We start from the raw sequence: 21,590 nt of genomic DNA on the forward strand, positions 1-21,590 counted from the left end.
AAGGTATATATGCAGCCCGTTTCCGCACAGTCGGTACTGATTGTTGATGATGCGCTCACCTGGCGTAAGCTGCTGGCCGGTCTGCTGCGGCAGTGGGGCTATCACGTGCTGGAAGCCGAAGAGGGTGAGCAGGCGCTGGCGCTGCTGCGACAGCATCCGGTTAATCTGCTGATCAGCGACTGGGAGATGCCGGTCATGGACGGGCTGACGCTGTGCCGCCAGGTGCGTCAGCAGTTCCGGCAGCGTTATATCTATGTAATTCTGCTGACGGTACGCGAAAGCACCGACGATCTACGCGCCGGCTTCGCCGCCGGTGCCGATGATTTTCTGCGCAAGCCGGTAAACCGGATTGAGCTGCAGGCGCGCCTGCATGCCGGAGAGCGCATTCTGCAGCTGGAATCGACGCTGGAGAGCCGCAACCAGAGCCTGCAGCAGGCGCTGCAGCAGATTGAGACTGACCTGCAGGCTGCCGCCGCGCTGCAGCGCAGTATATTACCGCCGCACGCCATTCATCACGCTGGCTGGTTTGCCGACTGGCTGTTTATACCTTCGGCCTGGGTCTCGGGCGATATCTTTCATTTTTTTCCGCTGGACGGGCAGGCGCTCGGTTTTTATAGCGTGGATGTCTCCGGACACGGCGTGTCGGCGGCAATGATGTCGGTAGCGGTGGCGCGCCAGTTTCTGCATGGCCGTACGGTAGAGCGGTTTCTCTATAGCGGCGAGACGATCACGCCGCCCGCCGACGTAGTGGCGATACTGAATGAGCGCTTTGTGGCGCAAAGCAGCGACGTAACCAGCTATTTCACTATGGTATATGGCGCGATCGATCGTCAGAGCGGTGCCGGACGACTCTGTCAGGCGGGGCATCCGCCACCGCTGATTGTGGCGCGCGATGGCGCAATCCGTATCGCCGGCGAGGGCGGAGCGCCGGTCGGACTGCTTGACGATCTGAGCTGGGAAGAGGTGAGTTTTACGCTGGCACCCGGCGAGCGGCTCTGCCTCTACAGCGATGGCATTACCGAGTGTGAAAATCCACAGCAGGAGATGTTCGGCATGGCACGGCTGCAGGCGCTGCTCGCCGGCCAGGCTTGCCAGCCGGCAGAGAGTCTGCTGCAGACGCTGCACCAGCAGCTTAATCGCTGGCGTGAATTGCCCGCTGACAGTACCGCACCGGCAGGCGACGATATCTCACTGCTGGTCATTGAACATCTGAACCCGGACGAACAGGAGTCTGCACATGAAGTTTGAATCTGACATCGTCGATAACACCCGCATTCTGACCCCGGTGGTACGACGACTGGACGCCGCCGTTGCGCTGCCCTTTAAGCAGCAGGTACTGGAGGAGATGCGGCAGGGCGCGCGTGCGCTGATCCTCGACTTTTCACGCGTGGATTTCATTGACAGCAGCTGTCTGGGCGCGCTGATCTCTATCCTGAAATCGCTCAACGGCGGCCAGCTGATGCTCTGCGCCCTGAATAGCAACATCAAAAGTATGTTCACGCTGACCCGGATGGACCGGGTCTTTACGCTGTGCGCCGATCGCGAAGAGGCGCTGCGTACGCTGCAATAAGGAGGGGCTTATGCACCACGCAATGGCCGCAGAAACGCTGACGCTGCCCGCCACGCTAAACAGCCTGACCCGCCTCGGCAACGCGCTGCGCCATTTTCTGCAGCCGCTGCAGCTGCCGGAGAGCTGGATCTACCCGCTCGATCTGGCGCTGTGCGAGGCGGCGAGCAATATTATCCGCCACGGTTATCAGGATGATGCGCAGCAGCACTACCGGGTGCATTTTTCCTGTGATGAGCAGGGCGTCACCGTCACGCTGTCCGATAACGGCCGGCCGGTGCCCGAGGCATTCACAGAGCGCGCACAGCGCGGTTTTGATGATATCGATCCGCTGGATGAGGGCGGCCGGGGCTGGCCGCTGATTTACGCCAGCGTGGATCGGGTCAGCTATCAGCGTCAGCCGGCAGAGAACCAGCTGACGCTGTGGCGGGCGCTACCGGGTGTCTGAAGGTTTAAACAGCTGCTGGACAAACGCTATGTAAGCCGGACGCCAGACATCCATCTCATGCCCGAGGCCGGCATAGCTGTGCCACTCATGCCGGATTTTCTGCTGCTCCAGCAGCGCCTGCAGGCCGGTCATATCCCGGCCGGTGATGATATCTTCGTCACCCGCCGCCAGGGCAAACAGGCGCAGCTGACGATTGATCGCGGCGGGCTTTTTCAGCTGTGCGGCAACGCGAAAGTCAGGCACGGTTTCCATGGTAACGCCGCTGAAGATGCCGAGCCAGGCAAACTGGTTCAGATGCCGCATGCCGCTGACCAGCGCCTGGTAACCGCCCTGAGAGAGGCCCGCCAGCGCCTGACCGCTGGCCTCGCTGCGCACGCGGTAGCGCTGAGCGATGCGCGGCATAATCTCCTGCGTTAACTCACGATCGGCTGCCTGCGCGTTACGCGGATAAAAGATCTCCCGCCGGGAGGCGGGCGCAAACGTCTCGGGTATGGCATCGCTGATATCCGTCTCCGTATCCGGGATCACCACCAGCATCGGGACAATTTTACCTTCCGCCAGCAGGTTATCCATGATTTGCGGAACGCGCCCCTGGGTTACCGCTGACAGCGCGGTGTCGCCAAAGCCATGATAAAAATAGAGCACGGGCAGGGGATCTGCGGCGTCTGCCGCGCCCGGCGGTACCCAGACCGCCAGCTGTCGCTCGCGCTTAAGCACCTCTGAGTGCCAGGTCAGGGTATGGATTTCGCCATGCGGGACCTGACGCGTATCCAGCAGGCTGCCGGGCACCAGAATCAGGCTGGTATTGACCTGTCGCTGCGGCTTAGGCAGGGGATTGCCGGTATCGATGCTGCGAAAGCCATCCACATTAAAGAAATATTCATACAGGCTCGGGGCGAGCGGTGTGCTGGTAAAGCGCCAGATGCCGCGCTCATCTTTGGTCATGGGGTGCGTGACATAGCGGTCGGGCGTGGCACCGGTGACCACATCCACCGCTTTTGCCGCCGGGGCCCAGAGTCGCCAGGTTATGCTGTTATCGGCGTTAACCGCAGAGAGATACTGTTCAGGAACCAGCGTATCAGGCGGGCGCTGCGGAAGAGGCTGCGCACCCGCTCCGGCATTCCACAGCGCGGCGCAGATCAGGGCAATAAGTGAGTAACGCATCAGTTTTCCTTACCAATAAACGGTATCACAAGTGTGGCACAGGCCGCCTGAAATTGAGAGAAACGGCGAGAAAAGTGTGAGAGCTGCAGGCAATCTGCAGGAAGCGTAGCGGGAATCGCGAACTGCGCTACCTTTAATAACAGGTGCTCACGCGTTAAATAACATCACTAATAGGGGGACAGCGGTGAAAATAGCCTGTTTAGCATGGGGGTCACTGATCTGGAAACCTGGTGAACTGCCGGTTGCCGGCGAGTGGCATGCGGATGGTCCGGCGCTGCCGGTGGAGTTCTGTCGCATTGGCGATGGCGGTGAACTGGCTACGGCGCTCTGTATGAACGCGGCACAGGTTAACGTCTACTGGGCGTTACTGGCGAGCGTTTCGCTGCCGGAAGCGGTGGCGGCACTGCGTCTGCGCGAGGCGATCCCTGATGAGCGTGAAGATGGCGTCGGCATACTGCTGCAGCCGCAGCATACGCCGGGTGTGCTCAGCGACTGGGCGCAGGATCGCTGCCTTGATGCGGTGATCTGGACCGCGCTGCCGCCGCGCTATCAGCATCAGGAAGGCTTAATCCCCAGCTGCGACGAGGCGCTCGCGCATCTCGCCAACCTGAGCGGTGAGGCGGCTGAACACGCATTTGATTATATTCGTCGCGTGCCGGCGCAGTTCGACACCGCTTATCGCCAGCGCCTGCAGGCGCTGATCGACACGTCCGCTGAAGTGGCGTAGAGCGGCGTAAAAAAGTGGCAGCCTGCGGCAGGATAGCGTAAATTTACGGCTTAACCCGGAAAAAGGTCATATACCATGTCGCCAGCACAGCTGAAAAAAGCGCAACACAAGCAGTATGATGCTCAGGCACTGGCGGTGTTACGTGGAGAAGCGGGCTATCAGCCAGCGATCAAATCGCCGCAGAGCAAATCATGCAAACTGCAGCCAAAACATCAGGTAAGCTTTACCTGATTCACTATGGTGATGCAAAATAAGCCCTCGCTGATGAGGGTTTTTTTATGTCTGACTATCCGGTTATTCCGCCTTATGAACAGGCTTATCTGCTGAATAAACAGCTGATTGCCCGGGCGCATCTGTTCAGAAACCCGGTGATCACCATTGGCGGCCAGGCAATACAGTACTGGGTATCCTATTACCATCAGCTGTACCGCAATGCGTTGCCCGATGCGCGTCTGATTACCTCAGTGGATGTGGATTATGCCGCCCGGCGACATGATATAACGGCCATTGCCCGCGCGTTAGGCGTCGATGCAAATCTGAACGATGCCGGCCAGCCGCCGTCGCTGGCGCGTTTTGTCCTGACTGATGCCGCGACCCGCAGTATAAAAGCGGTAAAAGGACGGTTTTTTGCTGACCCAGCGCAGCCGGCACATGCCAACACGGTGGATGTCATCGATTTTCCTTCCGGTTTTACCTGGCAGGACTTCGCCGGTGAGAATCTGCTGCTTAATACCGAACCTTTTTATGTCAGCCAGGAACATCCGGATGAGCCTGAGTATCACGAGCAGGTCAGGGTGATTAATCCGCTGGCCTGTCTGCGCTCCAGGTTTAGTAATCTGCAGACGCTGCAACGCGATCCGCTGATAGAGGTCGCCCGTATTAACGCCATGATGCTGCCGTGCGTCTATTTTCTGCTGGAGAAGTTTGATGCGGTTAGCGCGCCTGATGAGGTGATGGCCGCACAGCCCGTGAGCTTCAGAGCGATGAAACGTTATGCTGATGCGCTGTATGCGTTTGCCATGCAGGAAGATGTAGTACGTGTGCAGGTCCGCCATGAGATTGCGCTGTACCGCATCTTTGAACAGCTGATCGCAATATTTGCAGCTGAACCGGAGAGCTATAATGTGCTGGCTGCTTTCTGGCAGAAAGAGCTACCGGTTAAGGCAGCGGACATGAAAAAGTATGTCGAGCGTATTCGCCAGGATAAGCAGCGGCGACTGCAGCAGAAAAAGCCTTTGCATAAAAAGCAGAAGGCTGATGGTCTCAACGGAAGAGGTGAGGCGGGTAGCAGGGAAAACGGTCTGACAGACGTCTGAGGTCATTGCGTTGTTGCGGATGAAATCCACAATTTAACATAATATACATTATGTGCACTTTGGTAGTGGCCGGTAATATATTGCAGAATAGACATTTATACAGAATCGGCCGCATCTACCTGGGCGCCATTAATGACGCCCCTACAAAACCTATGCGGCCCGGATCTGACAACCGCGCGGGCCTGGGCATTAATGGCGCCCCTGCTGGATAACAATGCCAACCGTATGCGTCCCTGGCGTATTTATGCGCCCGAGATGGTGTCCGGGCGCCATTAATGGCGCCCCTACGGTTTTATGGGCGTGTATTGAATTGATGACGTGTTATCCGGGCGCCATTAATGGCGCCCCTACGGATTTTGTAGGGGGCGCATTAATGCGCCCCTGGTGAACGTACGTACTCCTTTGATGAACCTGCGCCCGCCCCCGGCTTACGCATAAATCCGGCGACCGCCCGGCGGGATTCAATTAGCATGTATTTATGCGTCATCTTTTATCGTGGTACTTTCTGACAAAGTACCTCCGGACAACCCGATCGGCCACAGGATGTGTTAAATGAAGATCCTTTCTGTTCAGTATCTGCGTGGGCTGGCCGCGCTGCTGGTTGTTGTTGCGCATAACGCGTTGCTGTTACCGGATGGTATGGCGGCGCATATTCCGGGCGCGCTGGGCGTGGATATCTTCTTTATCATCAGCGGCTTTATCATGACCTTTATTACGGCACACTCCGCTGAACGTCCGCTGCCTTTTCTGATTAAGCGTTTCTTTCGCATCTGGCCGGTGTTTTTTCTGGTCTGGCTGGCGGCGTGGACGCTGGTGTATAACGAACGCGAATTTCAGCAGATGGGCTGCGTACTCTACTTTTGCCTGCAGGATTACAGCAGTGCCGGACCGGTGTTTGGTTACAGCGCGCTGGGGCCGCCGTGGACGCTGACCTATGAAGTGCTGTTCTATACGCTGTTCACGCTGGCGATGTGTATCAGCTATCGTCAGCGCAGCCTGGTCTGCAGCCTGATGTTTATTACCGCCTCCGTCGGCTTTCAGCTGGCCTATAACGGCAGCGTCACCCTCTCCTCTCAGGCGTCTCCGGACCTGGTGGTAAACGCCTGGTGGCAGGCGTGGATCAAACTCAGCAGCAATACCATTGTATTTGAGTTTATTACCGGCATGCTGCTGGCAGAACTGGTTGTCAGCGGCAACATGCCGGTGCTGCGCACCCGCGGGCGACGCATTGTCTGGCTGGCGCTCGCCACTGCCGCGGGTATCGCGTTGCTGACAGGCCCGCAGCCGTTTGGCCTGCACGGCGGCTACTGGCTCGCCGCCATCATCATGGCCTGCGTCATTCTGCTCAGCGACGGGCGGCAGTCAGCGCCGCAGCCGGTGCTGAATTTCCTCGGCAACATCTCTTATTCCCTCTATCTGGTGCACTATCCGCTGCGCCGCGTGCTGCTCAACCAGCTGCCGGCTGACGCCAGCGCAGGCACAAAGCTGCTGGTCTTTGCGCTGTCGGTAAGCGGCAGTATCGCGCTGGCCGCGCTGCTGTTTCGCTATGTCGAACGCTACGCTATCCGCGCGGGGAAAAAGCTGGCCGATAGCTGTTATAGCTGGTTCTCTGTGCAAAAAAGCTGATCGAACAGCCTGAGTATACCTCCCCGCCGGATGCAGTCCCGTTGATTGCGTCTGGCGGGAGGCGCTGCCAGATGAGATGCCCTGGTATTATGTTAAATGATTCGCTGTTATTCCGGACCGCCAGCGGCGCGTTTGATGGGTGCGACCACCACATTGACCCCGTTATCCTGCATACGACGCAGCAGCGGCAGCGGCGTGCCCTGATTCACAATCACCACGTCAAACTCGCGCAGATCGGCAAAGCGATGCAGCGCGCGCCGGCCAAACTTGGTGTGATCCATCAGCAGAATACGCTTCTGTGCCGACTCAAACATGGCGCGCTTGGTCTCTACCGTCTCTGCTGACTGATGAAACACCGCGTCATCCACAATGGCGGACATGCTGACAAAAAAGATATCCGCGCGCAGCGAGGCGATCTCTTCGCGCGTCATGCGCCCCATAAACGCGTTACACCAGGGGTGATACTGCCCGCCTAGTCCCATCAGGGTGATATCCCGCCCGTTACGCAGCTCGTTCATCAGGGTCAGCGAGTTGGTGATCACCGTCAGCGGCGCTTTGGCATAAAGCTGCCGCACCAGCTGAAATACCGTAGTGGAATCATCCAGAAACAGCGCCTGCCCTGGCTCCAGATAGCTGGCCGCCACTTCGGCAATCGCCTGCTTCTCCTCCAGTTGGCGCGTAGCGCGATAGATATCGCTCGATTCCACCAGGCTGGTTGAGGTAGCCGAGACCACCCCGCGCGACTTATGCAGCAGGCCGCGCTCAACCATCTCATCAATATCACGGTGTGCGGTCATCAGACTGATGCCAAACCGCGCGGTCAGATCTTCGATGCGTACGGCGCCCTCCGCCATGACCGCTTCCGCGATCAGCTGGCGGCGCGCCTGCTGGCGTGCCTGGCGACTGTCGCCGGGCAGCGTATCCGCCGTGAAAACACCAGGCAGGGTGTCGTGTGGGTTATGCGCCATATAGATTCCGGAGAGGAGTAAATGCAGGATTAGTTGTAATTACAGCGCGTTATACCCATTAATGCAAATAACCGATCGCCTGCACCCCGGCCAGCTGCGGCCAGCCGGGGATGCAGCGGTTACTGTTTAAGCACAAACGGTGAAATGAAGTTGCCGGCGTTCTCTTTGGTGATCAGCACGCAGTCAAACAGCTGTTTTTCAGCCGGCGCGCCGGTTTTTCCGGTTTTCAGGAAGGTATCTGCCTGCTCAATCGCTTTCTGAGCAAACAGCGCCACCGGCTGCATAACGGTATAGGCCAGCGTGCCGGCTTTTACCGCATCAACCGCGTCCGGCGTGCCGTCAAAGCCCCCGACCTTGATCTGCCCCAGTTTGCCGGCCTGTTTCAGAGCCGCAATAGCGCCCAGCGCCATCTCATCGTTACCGCTGATCACGCCTTTGATATCCGGATTCGCCTGCAGCAGCGACTGCATCTTATTAAAGCCCTGCGTGCGATCCCAGTTCGCCACTTCCTGCCCCGCCTTTTTCAGATCGGGATATTGTGACAGCACGGTATCAAAGCCGTTGGCGCGGGTTGCCGCATTGTTATCCGAGGGCGGCCCCACCAGCTCAACGTAGTTACCGCTGTCACCCACCTGCTTCACCCACTCCATGGCGCCAGCGGCGGCGCCCTGCGCGTTGTTCGAAACCAGCTGCGCTTTCGCCAGACCGCTCTGATTCAGCTCAGCGTTGATGATAAACACCGGAATATTGGCGGCAATCGCTTTTTTCACCGAGCCGATAGAGCCGTCAGCGTTGGCCGGATCGAGGATGATCGCTTTAGACTTATTGGTGATGGCAGTATCAATCAGCTGGCTTTCCGCGTTGGTATCGCCTTTATGAGCGCTGACTTTGGCGCTGTAGCCAAGTTTTTCAGCCGCTTTCTGTGCGACCTGGCCCTCCGTCAGCCAGTAAGGATTAGAGGGATCGTTGACGATAATGGTCATCAGACCTTTATCGGCCCAGCCTGGTGCGGCAAAGGTGCTGATGGCGACAGTAGCGGCAAGCATAAGACGTTTGGTAAACATAGTGACTCCGTTATTATCAGGGTACAGGTTTTTTTTACGGATAAACGCGCACCGCAGCGGCGCGCGCAATTCAGCGGCTGCGTCGTCCGTACTGCAGCGTATTCAGCAACACGGCCAGCACAATCACGGCCCCGGTAAACACCGTCTGCCAGTAGGCAGAAACGCCGATAATCACCAGACCATCAGAGAGAAAGCCAATCACGAATGCCCCCAGCAGCGTACCGCGCACGTTACCGCGCCCGCCGGTCAGCGCCGCCCCGCCAATGACCACGGCCGCAATCGCCGTCAGCTCGTAGGTGGTACCCGCCGTTGGGCCGGCAGAGGTCAGCTGCGAAGAGAGCACCAGCCCCGCCATCGCGGCACAGATACCTGACAGTACATAAACGCTAATCTTCACGCGTTTCACCGGCACGCCGGAGAGATCGGCGGCGCGCTCATTGCCGCCTGATGCATAAAGCCAGCGGCCAAAGGCGGTACGGCTCAGCAGAAAACCGCACGCCAGCGCCACCGCGCCGAGCACCAGCACGCCAACCGGAATGTTAAACAGCCGGTTAAACCCGAGCCAGTCAAAGCCGGTATTGCCCAGTGATTCACTGCCGGAAAGTTTGTTATAGGTCAGACCGTTAGTCATCAGCAGCGCAATACCGCGCGCCACATACATGGTGCCAAGCGTGGCCACGAAGGCGGGTACGCGGCAGACGGCAATCAGTACGCCGTTCACCAGCCCTACCAGCGCGCCCACAACCAGCGTCAGTATCGCCACGGCCCACACCGGCAGATAGAGCACCACGCCGAGCGCCTCAAGGCTGATGCCCTGCATCATAAAGCCCGCCATTACGCCAGCCAGTCCCAGCGTGGAGCCGACCGAGAGATCGATGCCGCCATTCAGGATCACCAGCAGCATACCGATCGCGGGCAGGCCGAATATCGCCACGTGTGACGCCATCGTCAGGAAGTTAGCTCCGCTGAAATAGTTAGGCGACAGAAACGAAAACGTCGCGATAATCACCAGCAGCGCAATAAAGGCGCGTCCCTCCAGCAGCAGGCGGGCCAGGTTAAGCTGTTTGGTAGTGCGGGAGGCATTCGCCGCGGGCGAGGTGGCCAGCGTTTGCGTTTGATCGGTCATACTTTTCACTCCGTTTTTCATGTTATGCCACCAGTGCTTCACCCGACGCCGCCATGATGCGCTCTTTACTCACGCTGGCGTCGAAAATGGCGGAGATACGTCCTTTGCTCATCACCACAATGCGGTGAGCGATGCTAAGACATTCACCAACCTCGGAGGTGGTATAAACCACCGCCAGCCCCTGCTTCGCACTCTCTGCCAGCAGGCGAAACACTTCTGCTTTGGCGCCAATATCGATGCCGCGGCTTGGCTCATCGAGCAGCAGCACGTTGGGCCGCGTCGCCAGCATCTTGCCAATGACAACTTTCTGCTGATTACCGCCCGAGAGCGAGCCGATTGCCGCATCACCGCCTGCGGTTTTCACCGTGACGTTGCGGATGGTATCGCTTACCAGTTGCTTTTCACGGCGGGCGGAGAGCATCAGTCCCCGGACAAACTCACCGATGCTGGCCAGCGACAGGTTCTCCCCTACGCTCATGGTCTGTACCAGTCCGTCGCGCTGCCGATCTTCCGGCACCAGCGCCAGCCCGATAGCGATACGCTGCGCCAGAGATAAGCGGCTAATCTCCGTCTCCTGCAGCCGGATATCGCCGCTGCTCTGCGCGATACGTCCGGCAATGCACTCCAGCAGCTCCGTGCGCCCTGCTCCCATCAGGCCATAAATACAGACAATCTCACCCGCCTTTACCGTCAGCGACAGGTTATCTACCAGGCGGATGCCGGTTTTACTCTTCACCGTCAGGTTCTCAACCGTCAGCGCCGGCGGGCCAAAGGCGTAACCCTGCGGCGGCGAGCCGAGATCGAAATGCTCCCCCACCATGTTGCGCACGATCCACTCAAGATCGATATCGCTGCGCTGCGCCCAGGCGGTCATCACGCCGTCGCGCAGCACAACGGCGCGGTCGGTGATCTCCAGCGCTTCTTCCAGATGATGGGAGATATAAACGATGGCGACGCCCTGGCTGGTGAGATCGCGGATCACCTGAAACAGCACGCTGACTTCGGCAGCGCTCAGAGCCGAGGTCGGTTCATCCATGATCAGGATCTGTGAATTCACCGACAGCGCCCGCGCAATCTCCACAATCTGCTGCTGGCCGAGGCGCAGGTTCTCTACCGGCGTCAGCGGATCGATATCCTCTTCGAGCGCGGCCATCAGGTGCCGGGTCAGCCGCGCCTCTTCGTCGTAGTCGACGCCGGTAGCCCCCATGATTTCGCGGCCCATAAAGATGTTGTCACGGACATTCATGTTCGGCGCGAGATTCAGCTCCTGATGAATAATGGAGATACCGCAGCTGCGCGCCTCGGTGGCGGAGTGGAACAACTTACTTTCGCCGTTAAGCAGAATTTCCCCGGATGTTGGCGTAATCACGCCGGATAATATTTTCATTAAGGTCGATTTGCCGGCGCCGTTTTCACCAAACAGCGTGGTGACTTCGCCGCGGCGTATCTCAAAGTTCACGCCCTTAAGCGCATGCGTTGAGCCATACACCTTGCTGACGTTACGCGCCTGCAGCACCACTTCACCTTTTAACAGCGCCGGATTAACAGGAAAGGGTTTCATTTAACCTCCACGCTGACCGGTGTGATCAGCCAGTTACTGGCATTAAGGAGGCGAAACACCCCGATGACCTCTACGGTCTTGCCCGGCAGCGTGTCGCGGTCAAGCTTCTCCAGGACGCTGTTTTTCATGGCGCGGTTCAGCGCTGCCCCGGCGTTCTGATACTCAATCTGGTTGGTAAAATCGCCGAACTGAATAGTGCCGCTGGCGTCGCGCAGATCGGTACCGCTCAGGGCCGGCCCGGTCTGCAGGCGCACTTTCAGGCTCTCCGGCACGCCGGCGACCTGCAGCGGAAAAATCCCCTTCTCTCCCGGCTGCACCACGCCCTCCAGCCTGACCGGGATCACCGGCAGCGGCGAGCCGACACCATACTGCGCGGCGGCGGCCTGCTGGTTCGCCTGCAGCGCTGCGGCCAGCGTTTGCGCCGCAACGGCGCGACGCTCCACGCTCTGCTTCACCTCAGGAAAGTGCTGTTCCGCCCAGCTGTCTGGTGAAAAGCCCTGCTGCGACTGCCCGGTGGCGTCGGTTCTGACAACGTGGGTATCTAGGGCAATGCCGGCTATCACGGCACAGCTCAGCACGGCGGTCAGCAGCAGGCGACGCCTGCGCTGCCGGTCAAGCTGCTGTGCGAGCACTGAAACATCAGACATAACGGCACCTCATCGGGTTAACAGCCCGGAATTAACGCGGGATGTGTTATATATGTGATAACTCATGTGATGAGAATTGTGCTGATGTGACTAAAATGTCAACAGCCCGGCGGCGATTTTTTCAGGAGAGCGATCTGGATCGCTGTTTGAACCGCAACCGCTGATAAAGGTTTAAATTCCCTTATGTCAGGGCTGTTGACGGAAATGTATTGCCTGGTTCTGGCTCAGGCGGGCGGTAATTTCGTGATCCTGCTCGCTAAGTGGAATGAAATATTTTACGTGTATTGAAATTTAATACGAAAGATATGTTATCTAAGTGAGAAAAGAAGTATCACTAGCAGCAGCATAATAATCACACGCCGTTAACACGGCATACGGCGGGATCGCAGACAGCCCGCAGCACATACCAGGTGGAGGTGTCGGTGGAGAGTGGCGATATCATTGTGGGCCTGGATTCAGGCACCTCGGTGGTCAAGGCGGTAGCCTTTGATTTGACCGGCAAACAGCTGGCCTGCGCGTCGGTACGTAACCGCTATTATCGCGCAGCAGGTGGCGCAGCACAGCAGTCGATGTCACAAACCTGGCAGGATGCGGCCAGCGCCCTGCGTCAGCTCAGCGACCATATCGCCAACCTGGCTGCCCGCGTGGTGGCGTTAGCCGTGACGGCTCAGGGGGACGGCAGCTGGCTGGTGGATGCAGAGGATCGGCCCGTGGGTGACGCCTGGATCTGGCTCGATGCCCGGGCGGCTCCCACGGTGGCCAGACTGAATCAGCATCCGCTGGCGCAGGCGCGCTTCAGCGCTACCGGCACCGGACTCAATACCTGCCAGCAGGGGGCGCAGCTGGCACACATGGACAGACACTTTCCTGAACTGCTGGCAAAAGCTGACGTCGCGCTGCACTGCAAAGACTGGCTCTACCTTAACCTCACCGGCGTGCGTGCCACCGACCCGTCTGAGGCGAGCTTTACCTTTGGCAACTTTCGCCATGCCGGCTATGACGACACCGTGATTGACGCGCTGGGGCTGATGCACCGGCGGCATCTGTTGCCGGAAATTGTTGAAGGCACGGAGACCACGCATCCCCTGACCCGCGAGGCGGCAGCGCTGACGGGCCTGCGGGCCGGTACCCCGGTGGTGCTGGGCTATGTGGATATGGCGATGACGGCGCTGGGCGCGGGCGTTCACACCGGCGAGGCCAATACCGCCTGTTCGATTGTGGGCTCAACCGGCGTCCATCTGCGTAGCGTGACCGTCGGGGATGTCTGGCTTAATCCGGCACAGACCGGCTACGTGATCCCGCTGCCGTGGCCCGGTTATGTGACGCAGGTTCAGACCAATATGGCCTCGACGCTGAATCTGGACTGGCTGCTGAATGTCGCCAGCGATCTGCTGCAAAGTTTTGGCTGCGAAACCGATCACGCCCGGCTGGTGGCGCAGATTGATAGCTGGCTGACGCGCACCCCGCCCGGCACGCTGCTGTTTCATCCCTATATTTCACTGGCGGGCGAACGCGGTCCCTTCGTGAATGCCAGCGCGCGTGCCGGCTTTACCGGCCTGCACTATCAGCACTCTTTTGGTGACCTGGTGCGCGGCGTGGTAGAGGGCATTGGCATGGCGGCGCGCGACTGCTACCAGGCGATGGGCCAGGATCGGCCCGGTGAGATCCGGCTGACCGGCGGTGCGGTGCGCTCAGGGCCGCTGCGTCAGATCCTCGCGGCCGCTATCGGTGTCCCGGTACGTATCAGCCAGCGTGAAGAAGCGGGCGCGGCCGGTGCGGCAATGATGGCTGCCGTCGCGGTGGGCGCGTTTACCTCTATGGCCGCGTGTGCCGAAACCTGGGTCCGCCCGCTGCTTGACGCGCCGGAAGCGCCGCAGCCCGAACTGATGCAGCGTTATGACGCGCTGTTTCCTCATTATCAGCAGATCCGCAGCGATCTGCCGGCCTGCTGGCAGGCGCTGAATACCTGTAACGGAGTCAATCATGAGTGACACTATGCTGGATCTGTTTGTTATTGGCGGCGGCATTAACGGCGCCGGTATCGCCCGGGATGCCGCCGGCCGCGGCCTGTCGGTGGCGATGTGTGAAAAAGACGATCTGGCGCAGGGCACCTCTTCCCGCTCCGGCAAGCTGGTGCACGGCGGCCTGCGCTACCTGGAGTATTATGAGTTCCGGCTGGTGCGCGAAGCGCTGATCGAGCGGGAAGTGCTGCTGAACGCCGCGCCACATATTATCTGGCCAATGCGTTTTGTACTGCCGCACAGCCCCTCCGATCGTCCCGCCTGGCTGGTACGGCTCGGCCTCTTCTTCTATGACCATCTGGGCGGCCGCAAGAAACTGCCCGGCACCCGCTCACTCGATCTGACACGCGATCCTGAAGGCGCCCCGCTGCTCGACAGCTATAAAAAAGGGTTTGAGTACTCTGACTGCTGGGTCGATGACGCGCGGCTGGTGGTGCTGAACGCGCTGGATGCGGCTGAGCGCGGCGCAACCATTCTGCCGCGCACGCGCTGCGTTGCCGCACAGCGCCTGCCCGGCAAGTGGCAGATCACCCTTGAAGATGTCAGCAGCGGCGAGCGGCGCACGCTGTTTGCGCGGGCAATCGTCAACGCGGCGGGCCCCTGGGTACTGGACATTGTCAGCGACGTGACGCAGAGCCACAGCCAGCGCCGGGTGCGCCTGGTGAAAGGCTCACATCTTATCGTGCCAAAATTCTGGGAGGGTCAGCAGGCGTATCTGGTGCAGAACACCGATAAGCGCGTGATTTTTATCAATCCCTATGAAGGCGATAAGGCGCTGATCGGCACGACGGATATTCCGTGGGAAGGCAAAGCGGAAGCGGTGATCGCTGACGATACGGAACAACAGTATCTGTTAGACGTCGTCAACCGCTACTTTAAAGTCAAGCTGCGCCCGGCTGACGTTATTACCCGCTTCTCCGGCGTGCGTCCGCTGTTTGACGACGGCAAAGGCAACCCCTCCGCGGTGACGCGCGACTACGTGTTTGATCTTGATAACCAGCAGGATGCGCCGCTGCTGCACGTCTTCGGCGGGAAAATCACTACGTTCCGCAAGCTGGCAGAGCACGCACTGCAGAAGCTTGCTCTCTTCTTTCCGCAGATGGGCGCTGACTGGACGCGCGCGGCCACGCTGCCGGGAGGCGATATGGCTGACGCCGACTTTGAAACCTTTCTGGAACAGTGCAAAGCGCGCTGGCCGTGGCTGCCGCAGCCGCTGCGTAAACACTACGCCCGTCTCTATGGAACACGCATCGCACAGCTGCTGGCAGACGCAACGGCGCTGAGCGATCTGGGGCGTCATTTTGGCGGGCTGCTGTATGAAGCAGAAGCACGCTATCTGGCTGACCACGAGTGGGCGCAGCAGGCAGACGATATTCTGTGGCGGCGCACCAAACATCAGCTGCACCTTACCCCGGCGCAGCGCGATGCGTTCACCAGCTGGTTTGAAGCGGCTTCCGCGCGCGTGATCCCGCTGCGCGCCCGTGCCGGACAGGAGAACTGATATGGCCCTGACTCTTTCGCTTAATACGAATCCGCTGGTTAACCGCTTTGCCGATCCGCACGATTTAATAACCACCGTGGCAGAGCAGATCCGCATTCGCGACCTGCAGCTGACCCATGAATTTATCAATCCAGGCTGGCCTGCCGCGACGATAACCGCCATGACGCGTCGTATGCAGCAGGCGCTGCGCGCCACCGGCGTGCGCGTCACCTCCGGTATGACCGGCCCCTACGGGCGACTGAACCACTTTGGTCATCCCGATGCTGCGGTGCGCCGCTACTATATTGACTGGTTCAAAACCTTTGCGGATATCACCGCTGAACTGGGCGGTGTGGCTATCGGCTCGCAGTTTGCCATTTTTACGCAGCGCGACTTCCGGGACGCAGAGCGCCGCGAAACGCTTATCGATATCGCCACTGACTGCTGGCAGGAAGTCGCTGAACATGCGCGCGCGGCGGGGCTGAAATATCTTTTCTGGGAGCCGATGAGCGTGGCACGCGAGTTTGGCGAAACCATTCCCGCCGCGCTGGCCCTGCAGCAGCGCCTGAGCCAGCGCGATTTCGCCCTGCCGATGTGGATGATGGCGGATATCGATCACGGTGATGTGACCTCTGCTGACCCGCGTGATTACGATCCTTACGCCTGGGCGGAAGCGGTGCCGCGCTGCTCGCCCATCATTCATATCAAGCAGAGCATGATGGATAAAGGCGGGCATCGTCCGTTTACAATGCAGTACAATAGCGGCGGCTGTATTCAGCCGCAGCCGCTGCTGGAGGCGCTGGCGCGTGGCGGCGCGCAGGATAATGAAATCTGCCTGGAGCTGAGTTTCAAAGAGCGCGAGCCCACCGACAGTCGCGCCGTGGCGGAGATCGCAGAGAGCGTGGCGTTCTGGGCCAGCCATATTGAAACCGGCGTGGCGGACCTGCATCTGGCGACGCATCGGCCCGCCGGAGAGTACAGCTAAACACGCGGGCCGGAGCCCGCGTCGTCATCTACTCTGAATGGACAAAGACATGAAATCCGCACCTGTTTCTGCCGACCGCGATGACTCTCTGGCGCTGCGTGCGGCCTGGCTGCACTATGTAGGCGGTCTGACTCAGGCTGAAGTTGCCAAACGACTGGGGTTGCCTTCGGTAAAAACGCACCGCCTGATTGCGCGCATGGTGGCGGAAGGCGCAGTAAAAATCACCATCGATAGCGATATTCTCGACTGCGTGGCGCTGGAGGATAAGCTGCGCCAGCACTTTGGCCTGCGGTTTTGTCAGGTTGCGCCCGATCTGGGTGAAACCGGGTTGCCGGTGCGGGCGCTGGGGATGGCTGGCGCAAACTATCTGCGTCAGCTTCTGCTTAACGCGCCCGCTATCACGCTCGGGCTGGGACATGGCCGGACCCTCTCCGCGGCGATCCATCAGCTGGCGCGCCTTGAGGCTCCCCAGGCGCGCTTTGTGTCGCTGCTGGGCTGCCTGACGCGCAACTATGCGCTGAACCCGCACGATGTTATGCACCGCATCGCCGCCAAAACCGGCGCGCAGGCTTATATGATGCCGGTGCCGTTCTTTGCAAACACCGAAGAAGATCGCGATGTTCTGCTGGCGCAGCGCGGCGTCAGCGAGATTTTTGATATGGCCGCGCGCAGTGAGGTCAAGCTGGTTGGTATCGGAACGGTAGAACCGGCGGCTCAGCTGGTTGAAGCGGGTATGCTCGAAGAGGCGGAGATCAATGCCCTCTCTGCAGCCGGCGCGGTGGGAGAACTACTGGGCCACTTCTTTGCCGCCGACGGCACGCTGATCCACAACTCACTGACGGCGCGCACGCTTTCCGTGCCGCTCAGCCAGAACCGCAGTGAGATCGTGGCGCTGACGGGCGGCCTGAGTAAAGTGGCGGCGATTCGCGCCGTGCTCAGCAGCGGTCAGCTCTCCGGGCTGATCACCGATGAGGTCACGGCGCAGGCGCTGCTGATATAAAGCTGACCGGTCAGTAAAACAGCGCCCCGCGCCGCCAGGTTAAATCTGCGTGACCTCCGTTCCCTGCGCCGTCAGCAGCGCCTGAGCGGCCGGATCAAGCTCGCTGTCGGTAATCAGCTGCCTGAATGGCTGATGCGGCGCCAGCGCATAAGGGTGGATCTGACCAAATTTAGAAGAGTCGGTCAGCGCAATTGTGTGCGTGGGCTTTTCCAGCAGCGCATGAACCACATCGCAGCGCAGCATGTTGCGTCCGGTAAAGCCGGTGGCGCGATCCCAGCCATCGATACTGATAAAGACTTTATGAAAGCTGAGCTGCTGAATACAGAGTCGGGTCAGCGGACCGACCACCGACTCACTGCTTTTCTGAAACAGACCGCCGAGAATAATGACGTCGCCGCCCTTTTCACGCAGCAGGCCGGCAATATAGTGGCTTACCGTGACCAGCGTAACGTCATGCCGCTCGCTCAGCGCCTGTGCCAGCAGCGCGTTGGTGCTGCCCCCTTCGATAAATACCGTTTCTCCTGCATTGACCAGAGAGGCGGCATAATCGGCCAGCCGTTTTTTTACGGCAAGGCGGGTTTGCATCCGGGCGCTGACGTCGTCACCGCCCGCAGCAACGGCGGAGCCATGCACCCGACGCAGCAGCCCCTCTTTTTCCAGCTGGTTAAGATCCTGGCGCATCGTGACTTCAGAGACGCCGGTGGTCAGCGCCAGCTCGCTGACGCTGACGCTGCCGCGCGCGCTGAGCAGCTCGATAATTGACTGATGACGTGCGTTCATAGTGTCCTGCAGTTAGTCAGTAAGGCCCAGCGCCTGACGGCCGCGGGCGTTCAGGTGCTGTGGCGTAAAGCGATCCTGCCAGTTAACCTCATAATCTTCACGCGGGAAATCACCGGGTGATACGCCAGCTGTCAGCGCCTGCGCCACCTGATGCGCGTAAGCGCGGTTTTTATCGCACATTGGTGCGGCCGGAATGTACATCACATTACCCAAGCCCTGCTGATCTTCTACCGGCGCGACAGAATGTATCACATCGCAGTGCCACCATACGGAATCGCCCGCTTCCAGCGCCGGAATGGAGCAGAGTCCGGTAATCAGTTCAGGATGCCAGCGCTCCGATACCGGCAGGACTTTACCCGGCTCAACCCCGCACAGCTCCTCTTCCGGGACGTCGCGGAGCAGAGGGCGCAGCAGCAGTAACGCCATTGCCTGCGGCACCGGCACAACGTGCAGCAGCCCCTGATCCGGCTGCATATCAGAGAGCGCCGTCCAGCCCTGAAACGTACGGAATACCGAACATTTTGTGGTGGTACCGGACTGGTATTCATTTACCTCTGTGCGGTATGCCGCATCCCACGGGTCGTACTGCGCAAAGCGGTTATTAAAGATATGTCTGAATACCTGCTGATAAGCCGGCAGCAGCCAGCGCTCCAGCGCGCCGGAATCGGTATGCGCACCGAGCCCTTTAGAGGTTGTGCCGGGCAGCCGCCGGCGGATGCGGTCGGGATAGATAATGCTGACATCAGGGTCAAACCAGCGTTTACCCTGAGAATCAAACCGCCACAGGTGATTGAGGAAGCGCTGGGTGGTAGCCATCGCCTCACTCTGCCGCGCAGCCATTTGCGCCTGACTCCAGTAAATCGGATAGATTTCCGGCCGTGACGCCGCCAGGTTGCCAAAGAAATCATCCCCCGGTCCTGTGTAGCGCGTCATAAAGTCGTTATTGTCCAGATAATGCATTATCGATGCATCCCACTCCAGCGCGCACTCGCGGCTGAAATTACCTTTTACCACGACACAGCCGCGCCGCCGGATATGTGCTTTCTCTGCCTCACTGATTTCACCTGCGGCTATCGCCTGCCAGCTCAGTTGGGGCCAGGCGGAACCGGACTGCACCTCTTCACTTCTGGCCGCGGCAAGCTCCGTCACCACGCTATCCCGCACCTGCTTATACAGCGCCTCCACATCTCCGATCTGCTGGCGCAGCTGCTGCTTCATCTGACGAATGCTTTTTCTAAAATCGTCGGGCTGCTGCTCTGAAGAGAATAAAGTGGTCACAGGAATTACCTCGCGCTCTGGTTTCAAATGAAAGTTAGATCTGTTTCATTCATAGCATACGGTCGATTTACAGCAAGCCGGTCGTGGCGGAAAGCCGGACGCGGTCACAGCAGGCAGGAGGTTTCATTTGAAAGTGTGCGGTGAAAAACGCTTAGCTCTGGCGGGCGGCCCTGCCCGCGGCTTATTTTCTCTGCCCAGGCAGAATTCCTGCAGAGGAGGTTAATTATATCATTACAAAGTAAATATGTTTGTTGTAACTACTAAGGTGCTACCAGATAACGATACTGAATAAATTCCGTCTTTGTCGCCAGCCGGTCGTACAACGCCCGTGCTGCGACGTTTCCCTCCTGCGTGTTCCAGTAAACCCGTGAACAGCCGCGCGCTCTGGCCTGCTCATAGACGGCCAGTATCAGCGCCTTTCCCGCACCGTTACCGCGCGCCGTTTCTGCGACAAACAGGTCCTGCAGATAGCAGTAGTCACCGCGCGTCCAGGTGGAGCGATGCGTCAGAAAATGCACCAGACCTGCCATGCTGCCCCCCTGCTCCAGCACCAGACAATACATCGGTTCCGCACGGGAGAGCATGCGCCGGAACGTTTCACCGGTCGTCGCCTCATCAATCTCTGTCTGATAAAACTGCTGGTAGCCCTGCCATAACCGCAGCCAGGCGACATAATCTTCAGCCCGCAATGCTCGTATACTCATCATCTCTCCTCACTTCGTCAGCGCACGGATAATCTCATCCGCAGCAATAACGCGATCGTCATTGGGTATCCATTTATTGGCCAGCATAATCAGCGCCACCTTTTGGGAAGGGATAAACACCGCATAGGCTGAAAAGCCGTTGGTCGAGCCGGTTTTGTTATACCAGGCGCGCAGCGGCACCGGCGCAGAGGGAGAAACCGGCGTGGCCCGCATACCGTTAAGTATGATTTTGCTGCTGTTCCCCGCCACCAGCTGCTGCTGAGTAACAGGCAGCGGGTAGTACTCCCACATCATCGCCTGCGTAAATGCCGCCGTGCGAAAATAGCCCTGATGGGTGGCAGCCACCGCCTGGCGCCAGGCGGGCACCACGTTAACCTCCCCCATCTGAATGCCGAGCCAGCGAATCAGATCTTCTGAGGTTGATTTCAGCCCGTACGCTTCTGCATCCAGCGGCCCGGGGGTTACGCGTACCGGCCGGTTCTGTTTATCGTAGCCCTGCGCGTAATCCGGCATGGCGCGCGGCGGCACCTCAAGAAAAGTACGATGCATTCCCATCGCCGGCAGCAGCATTGACTCCATTGCGCGCATAAATGACATATTCAGGCTCTTCGCCGCTATCATGCCGAGCATACCGATACCCAGGTTTGAATAGACGCGCTCTGTTCCTGGCTCTGCCTCAGGCCGCCACGTTTTATACCACTGCATCAGCTGCGCGCTATCCGTGACCTCCTCCGGCACAAACAGCGGCATGCCGCTGGTGTGCGTCGCCAGATTCAGCAGCGTAACGCGATCGAGCGCGCTGCCCTGCAGCGCAGGCAGCCACTGGCTGGCGCTGTCGCGAAGCTGCATTTTATGCTGCTGTACGGCGTAGCTGGCGAGCGTAGCGGTGAAGGTTTTGCTGAGTGAGCCGATCTCAAACAGCGTGCGGGAGGTGACCGGCTCTCCCCGATCGGTTGAAGTGACACCGTAACTATAAAAAGTCGTCTGGCCTTTGTTCAGCACGGCAACAGCCATGCCGGGGATCGCAAAGCGGGTCATCAGCGGCTCGATAATCTCATCCGGTGCCCGGGCAGCAGCGGAGCTGGCGATAAGCAGCAAAATTGTAGCCATAACGCGGCGTCGCATGAA

The 21,590-nt window shown here is 59.2% G+C and carries 21 protein-coding genes; 11 read left to right on the forward strand and 10 right to left on the reverse strand.

Going from position 1 to position 21,590, the window contains the following annotated elements; genetic code table 11:
* Window positions 1-9: 9 nt before the first annotated feature.
* Genes F3I15_RS00380 through F3I15_RS00390 form a run of 3 tightly spaced genes read left to right on the forward strand, consistent with a single transcriptional unit; the run spans window position 10 to window position 2,015 of the window.
* Entirely contained in the window at window positions 10-1,248 is a 1,239-nt protein-coding gene (locus F3I15_RS00380; protein ID WP_150016129.1) for a PP2C family protein-serine/threonine phosphatase, read from the forward strand.
* On the forward strand, window positions 1,238-1,570 hold the full coding sequence (locus F3I15_RS00385) for an STAS domain-containing protein (RefSeq protein ID WP_150016130.1): 333 nt from the start codon (window positions 1,238-1,240) through the stop codon (window positions 1,568-1,570). The genes F3I15_RS00380 and F3I15_RS00385 overlap by 11 nt, the downstream gene beginning before the upstream one ends.
* Window positions 1,571-1,580: 10 nt before the next feature.
* A complete protein-coding gene (locus F3I15_RS00390) occupies window positions 1,581-2,015 on the forward strand; it encodes an ATP-binding protein (protein ID WP_150016131.1) in 435 nt (144 codons plus the stop codon).
* Here the strand turns inward: F3I15_RS00390 and F3I15_RS00395 are convergent.
* On the reverse strand, window positions 2,001-3,179 hold the full coding sequence (locus F3I15_RS00395) for an esterase family protein (RefSeq protein WP_150016132.1): 1,179 nt from the start codon (window positions 3,177-3,179) through the stop codon (window positions 2,001-2,003). The two genes, F3I15_RS00390 and F3I15_RS00395, sit on opposite strands and share 15 nt — an antisense overlap.
* Before the next feature lie 184 nt (window positions 3,180-3,363).
* On the opposite strand from F3I15_RS00395, the gene F3I15_RS00400 reads away from it, so the two are divergent.
* The 4 genes from F3I15_RS00400 (at window position 3,364) to F3I15_RS00410 (ending at window position 6,848) form a co-directional block, all read left to right on the forward strand.
* Window positions 3,364-3,906 (forward strand): hypothetical protein, encoded by a 543-nt coding sequence (locus F3I15_RS00400; RefSeq protein ID WP_150016133.1) that lies wholly within the window; start codon window positions 3,364-3,366, stop codon window positions 3,904-3,906.
* Between the two features lie 75 nt (window positions 3,907-3,981).
* Entirely contained in the window at window positions 3,982-4,137 is a 156-nt protein-coding gene (locus F3I15_RS18105; protein WP_190314859.1) for a hypothetical protein, read from the forward strand.
* Window positions 4,138-4,184: 47 nt separating this feature from the next.
* Window positions 4,185-5,222, forward strand: coding sequence for a hypothetical protein (locus F3I15_RS00405; RefSeq protein ID WP_190314861.1), 1,038 nt, complete (start codon window positions 4,185-4,187; stop codon window positions 5,220-5,222).
* A 552-nt stretch (window positions 5,223-5,774) separates the two neighbouring features.
* On the forward strand, window positions 5,775-6,848 hold the full coding sequence (locus F3I15_RS00410; protein ID WP_150016134.1) for an acyltransferase: 1,074 nt from the start codon (window positions 5,775-5,777) through the stop codon (window positions 6,846-6,848).
* Window positions 6,849-6,955: 107 nt separating this feature from the next.
* On the opposite strand, the gene F3I15_RS00415 is transcribed toward F3I15_RS00410, so the two are convergent.
* From F3I15_RS00415 to F3I15_RS00435, 5 genes are all read right to left on the reverse strand, one after another.
* The gene (locus F3I15_RS00415) at window positions 6,956-7,816 is read right to left on the reverse strand and encodes a DeoR/GlpR family DNA-binding transcription regulator (protein ID WP_150016135.1); all 861 of its coding nucleotides are present in this window, start codon (window positions 7,814-7,816) and stop codon (window positions 6,956-6,958) included.
* 119 nt (window positions 7,817-7,935) lie between these two features.
* Entirely contained in the window at window positions 7,936-8,880 is a 945-nt protein-coding gene (locus F3I15_RS00420; protein WP_150016136.1) for a D-ribose ABC transporter substrate-binding protein, read from the reverse strand.
* A 70-nt stretch (window positions 8,881-8,950) separates the two neighbouring features.
* The gene (locus F3I15_RS00425) at window positions 8,951-10,006 is read right to left on the reverse strand and encodes an ABC transporter permease (protein ID WP_190314863.1); all 1,056 of its coding nucleotides are present in this window, start codon (window positions 10,004-10,006) and stop codon (window positions 8,951-8,953) included.
* Between the two features lie 22 nt (window positions 10,007-10,028).
* Complete coding sequence (locus tag F3I15_RS00430; protein WP_150016137.1) at window positions 10,029-11,567, reverse strand: sugar ABC transporter ATP-binding protein; 1,539 nt, start codon at window positions 11,565-11,567, stop codon at window positions 10,029-10,031.
* A complete protein-coding gene (locus F3I15_RS00435; RefSeq protein ID WP_150016138.1) occupies window positions 11,564-12,214 on the reverse strand; it encodes a DUF2291 family protein in 651 nt (216 codons plus the stop codon). The genes F3I15_RS00430 and F3I15_RS00435 overlap by 4 nt, the downstream gene beginning before the upstream one ends.
* Window positions 12,215-12,636: 422 nt before the next feature.
* Between F3I15_RS00435 and F3I15_RS00440 the strand changes: the two genes are divergently transcribed.
* From F3I15_RS00440 to F3I15_RS00455, 4 genes are read left to right on the forward strand one after another with little or no spacing between them, the layout of a single operon-like run.
* Window positions 12,637-14,205: an FGGY-family carbohydrate kinase gene (locus F3I15_RS00440; protein WP_150016139.1), complete on the forward strand. Its 1,569-nt coding sequence runs from the start codon at window positions 12,637-12,639 to the stop codon at window positions 14,203-14,205.
* Window positions 14,198-15,736, forward strand: coding sequence for a glycerol-3-phosphate dehydrogenase (locus tag F3I15_RS00445; protein ID WP_150016140.1), 1,539 nt, complete (start codon window positions 14,198-14,200; stop codon window positions 15,734-15,736). The genes F3I15_RS00440 and F3I15_RS00445 overlap by 8 nt, the downstream gene beginning before the upstream one ends.
* Window position 15,737: 1 nt before the next feature.
* Window positions 15,738-16,700 carry a sugar phosphate isomerase/epimerase gene (locus F3I15_RS00450; RefSeq protein WP_150016141.1) on the forward strand — a complete coding sequence of 321 codons (963 nt, stop codon included), beginning with the start codon at window positions 15,738-15,740 and terminating at the stop codon, window positions 16,698-16,700.
* A 49-nt stretch (window positions 16,701-16,749) separates the two neighbouring features.
* Window positions 16,750-17,700, forward strand: coding sequence for a sugar-binding transcriptional regulator (locus tag F3I15_RS00455; protein WP_150016142.1), 951 nt, complete (start codon window positions 16,750-16,752; stop codon window positions 17,698-17,700).
* A gap of 39 nt (window positions 17,701-17,739) precedes the next feature.
* Here F3I15_RS00455 and F3I15_RS00460 read toward each other — a convergent pair whose 3' ends face one another.
* From F3I15_RS00460 to ampC, 4 genes are all read right to left on the reverse strand, one after another.
* Complete coding sequence (locus tag F3I15_RS00460) at window positions 17,740-18,480, reverse strand: DNA-binding transcriptional regulator YciT (RefSeq protein WP_150016143.1); 741 nt, start codon at window positions 18,478-18,480, stop codon at window positions 17,740-17,742.
* A 12-nt stretch (window positions 18,481-18,492) separates the two neighbouring features.
* A complete protein-coding gene (locus tag F3I15_RS00465; RefSeq protein ID WP_150016144.1) occupies window positions 18,493-19,758 on the reverse strand; it encodes a YbiU family protein in 1,266 nt (421 codons plus the stop codon).
* A 260-nt stretch (window positions 19,759-20,018) separates the two neighbouring features.
* Window positions 20,019-20,462, reverse strand: a complete 444-nt coding sequence (locus tag F3I15_RS00470; RefSeq protein WP_150016619.1) for a GNAT family N-acetyltransferase — start codon at window positions 20,460-20,462, stop codon at window positions 20,019-20,021.
* A gap of 9 nt (window positions 20,463-20,471) precedes the next feature.
* On the reverse strand, window positions 20,472-21,587 hold the full coding sequence (gene ampC / locus F3I15_RS00475; protein WP_150016145.1) for a class C beta-lactamase: 1,116 nt from the start codon (window positions 21,585-21,587) through the stop codon (window positions 20,472-20,474).
* Window positions 21,588-21,590 lie beyond the last annotated feature (3 nt).

It is taken from the genome of Pantoea sp. M_9, from assembly GCF_008631385.1.
Taxonomy (GTDB): Bacteria; Pseudomonadota; Gammaproteobacteria; order Enterobacterales; family Enterobacteriaceae; genus Pantoea; species Pantoea eucrina.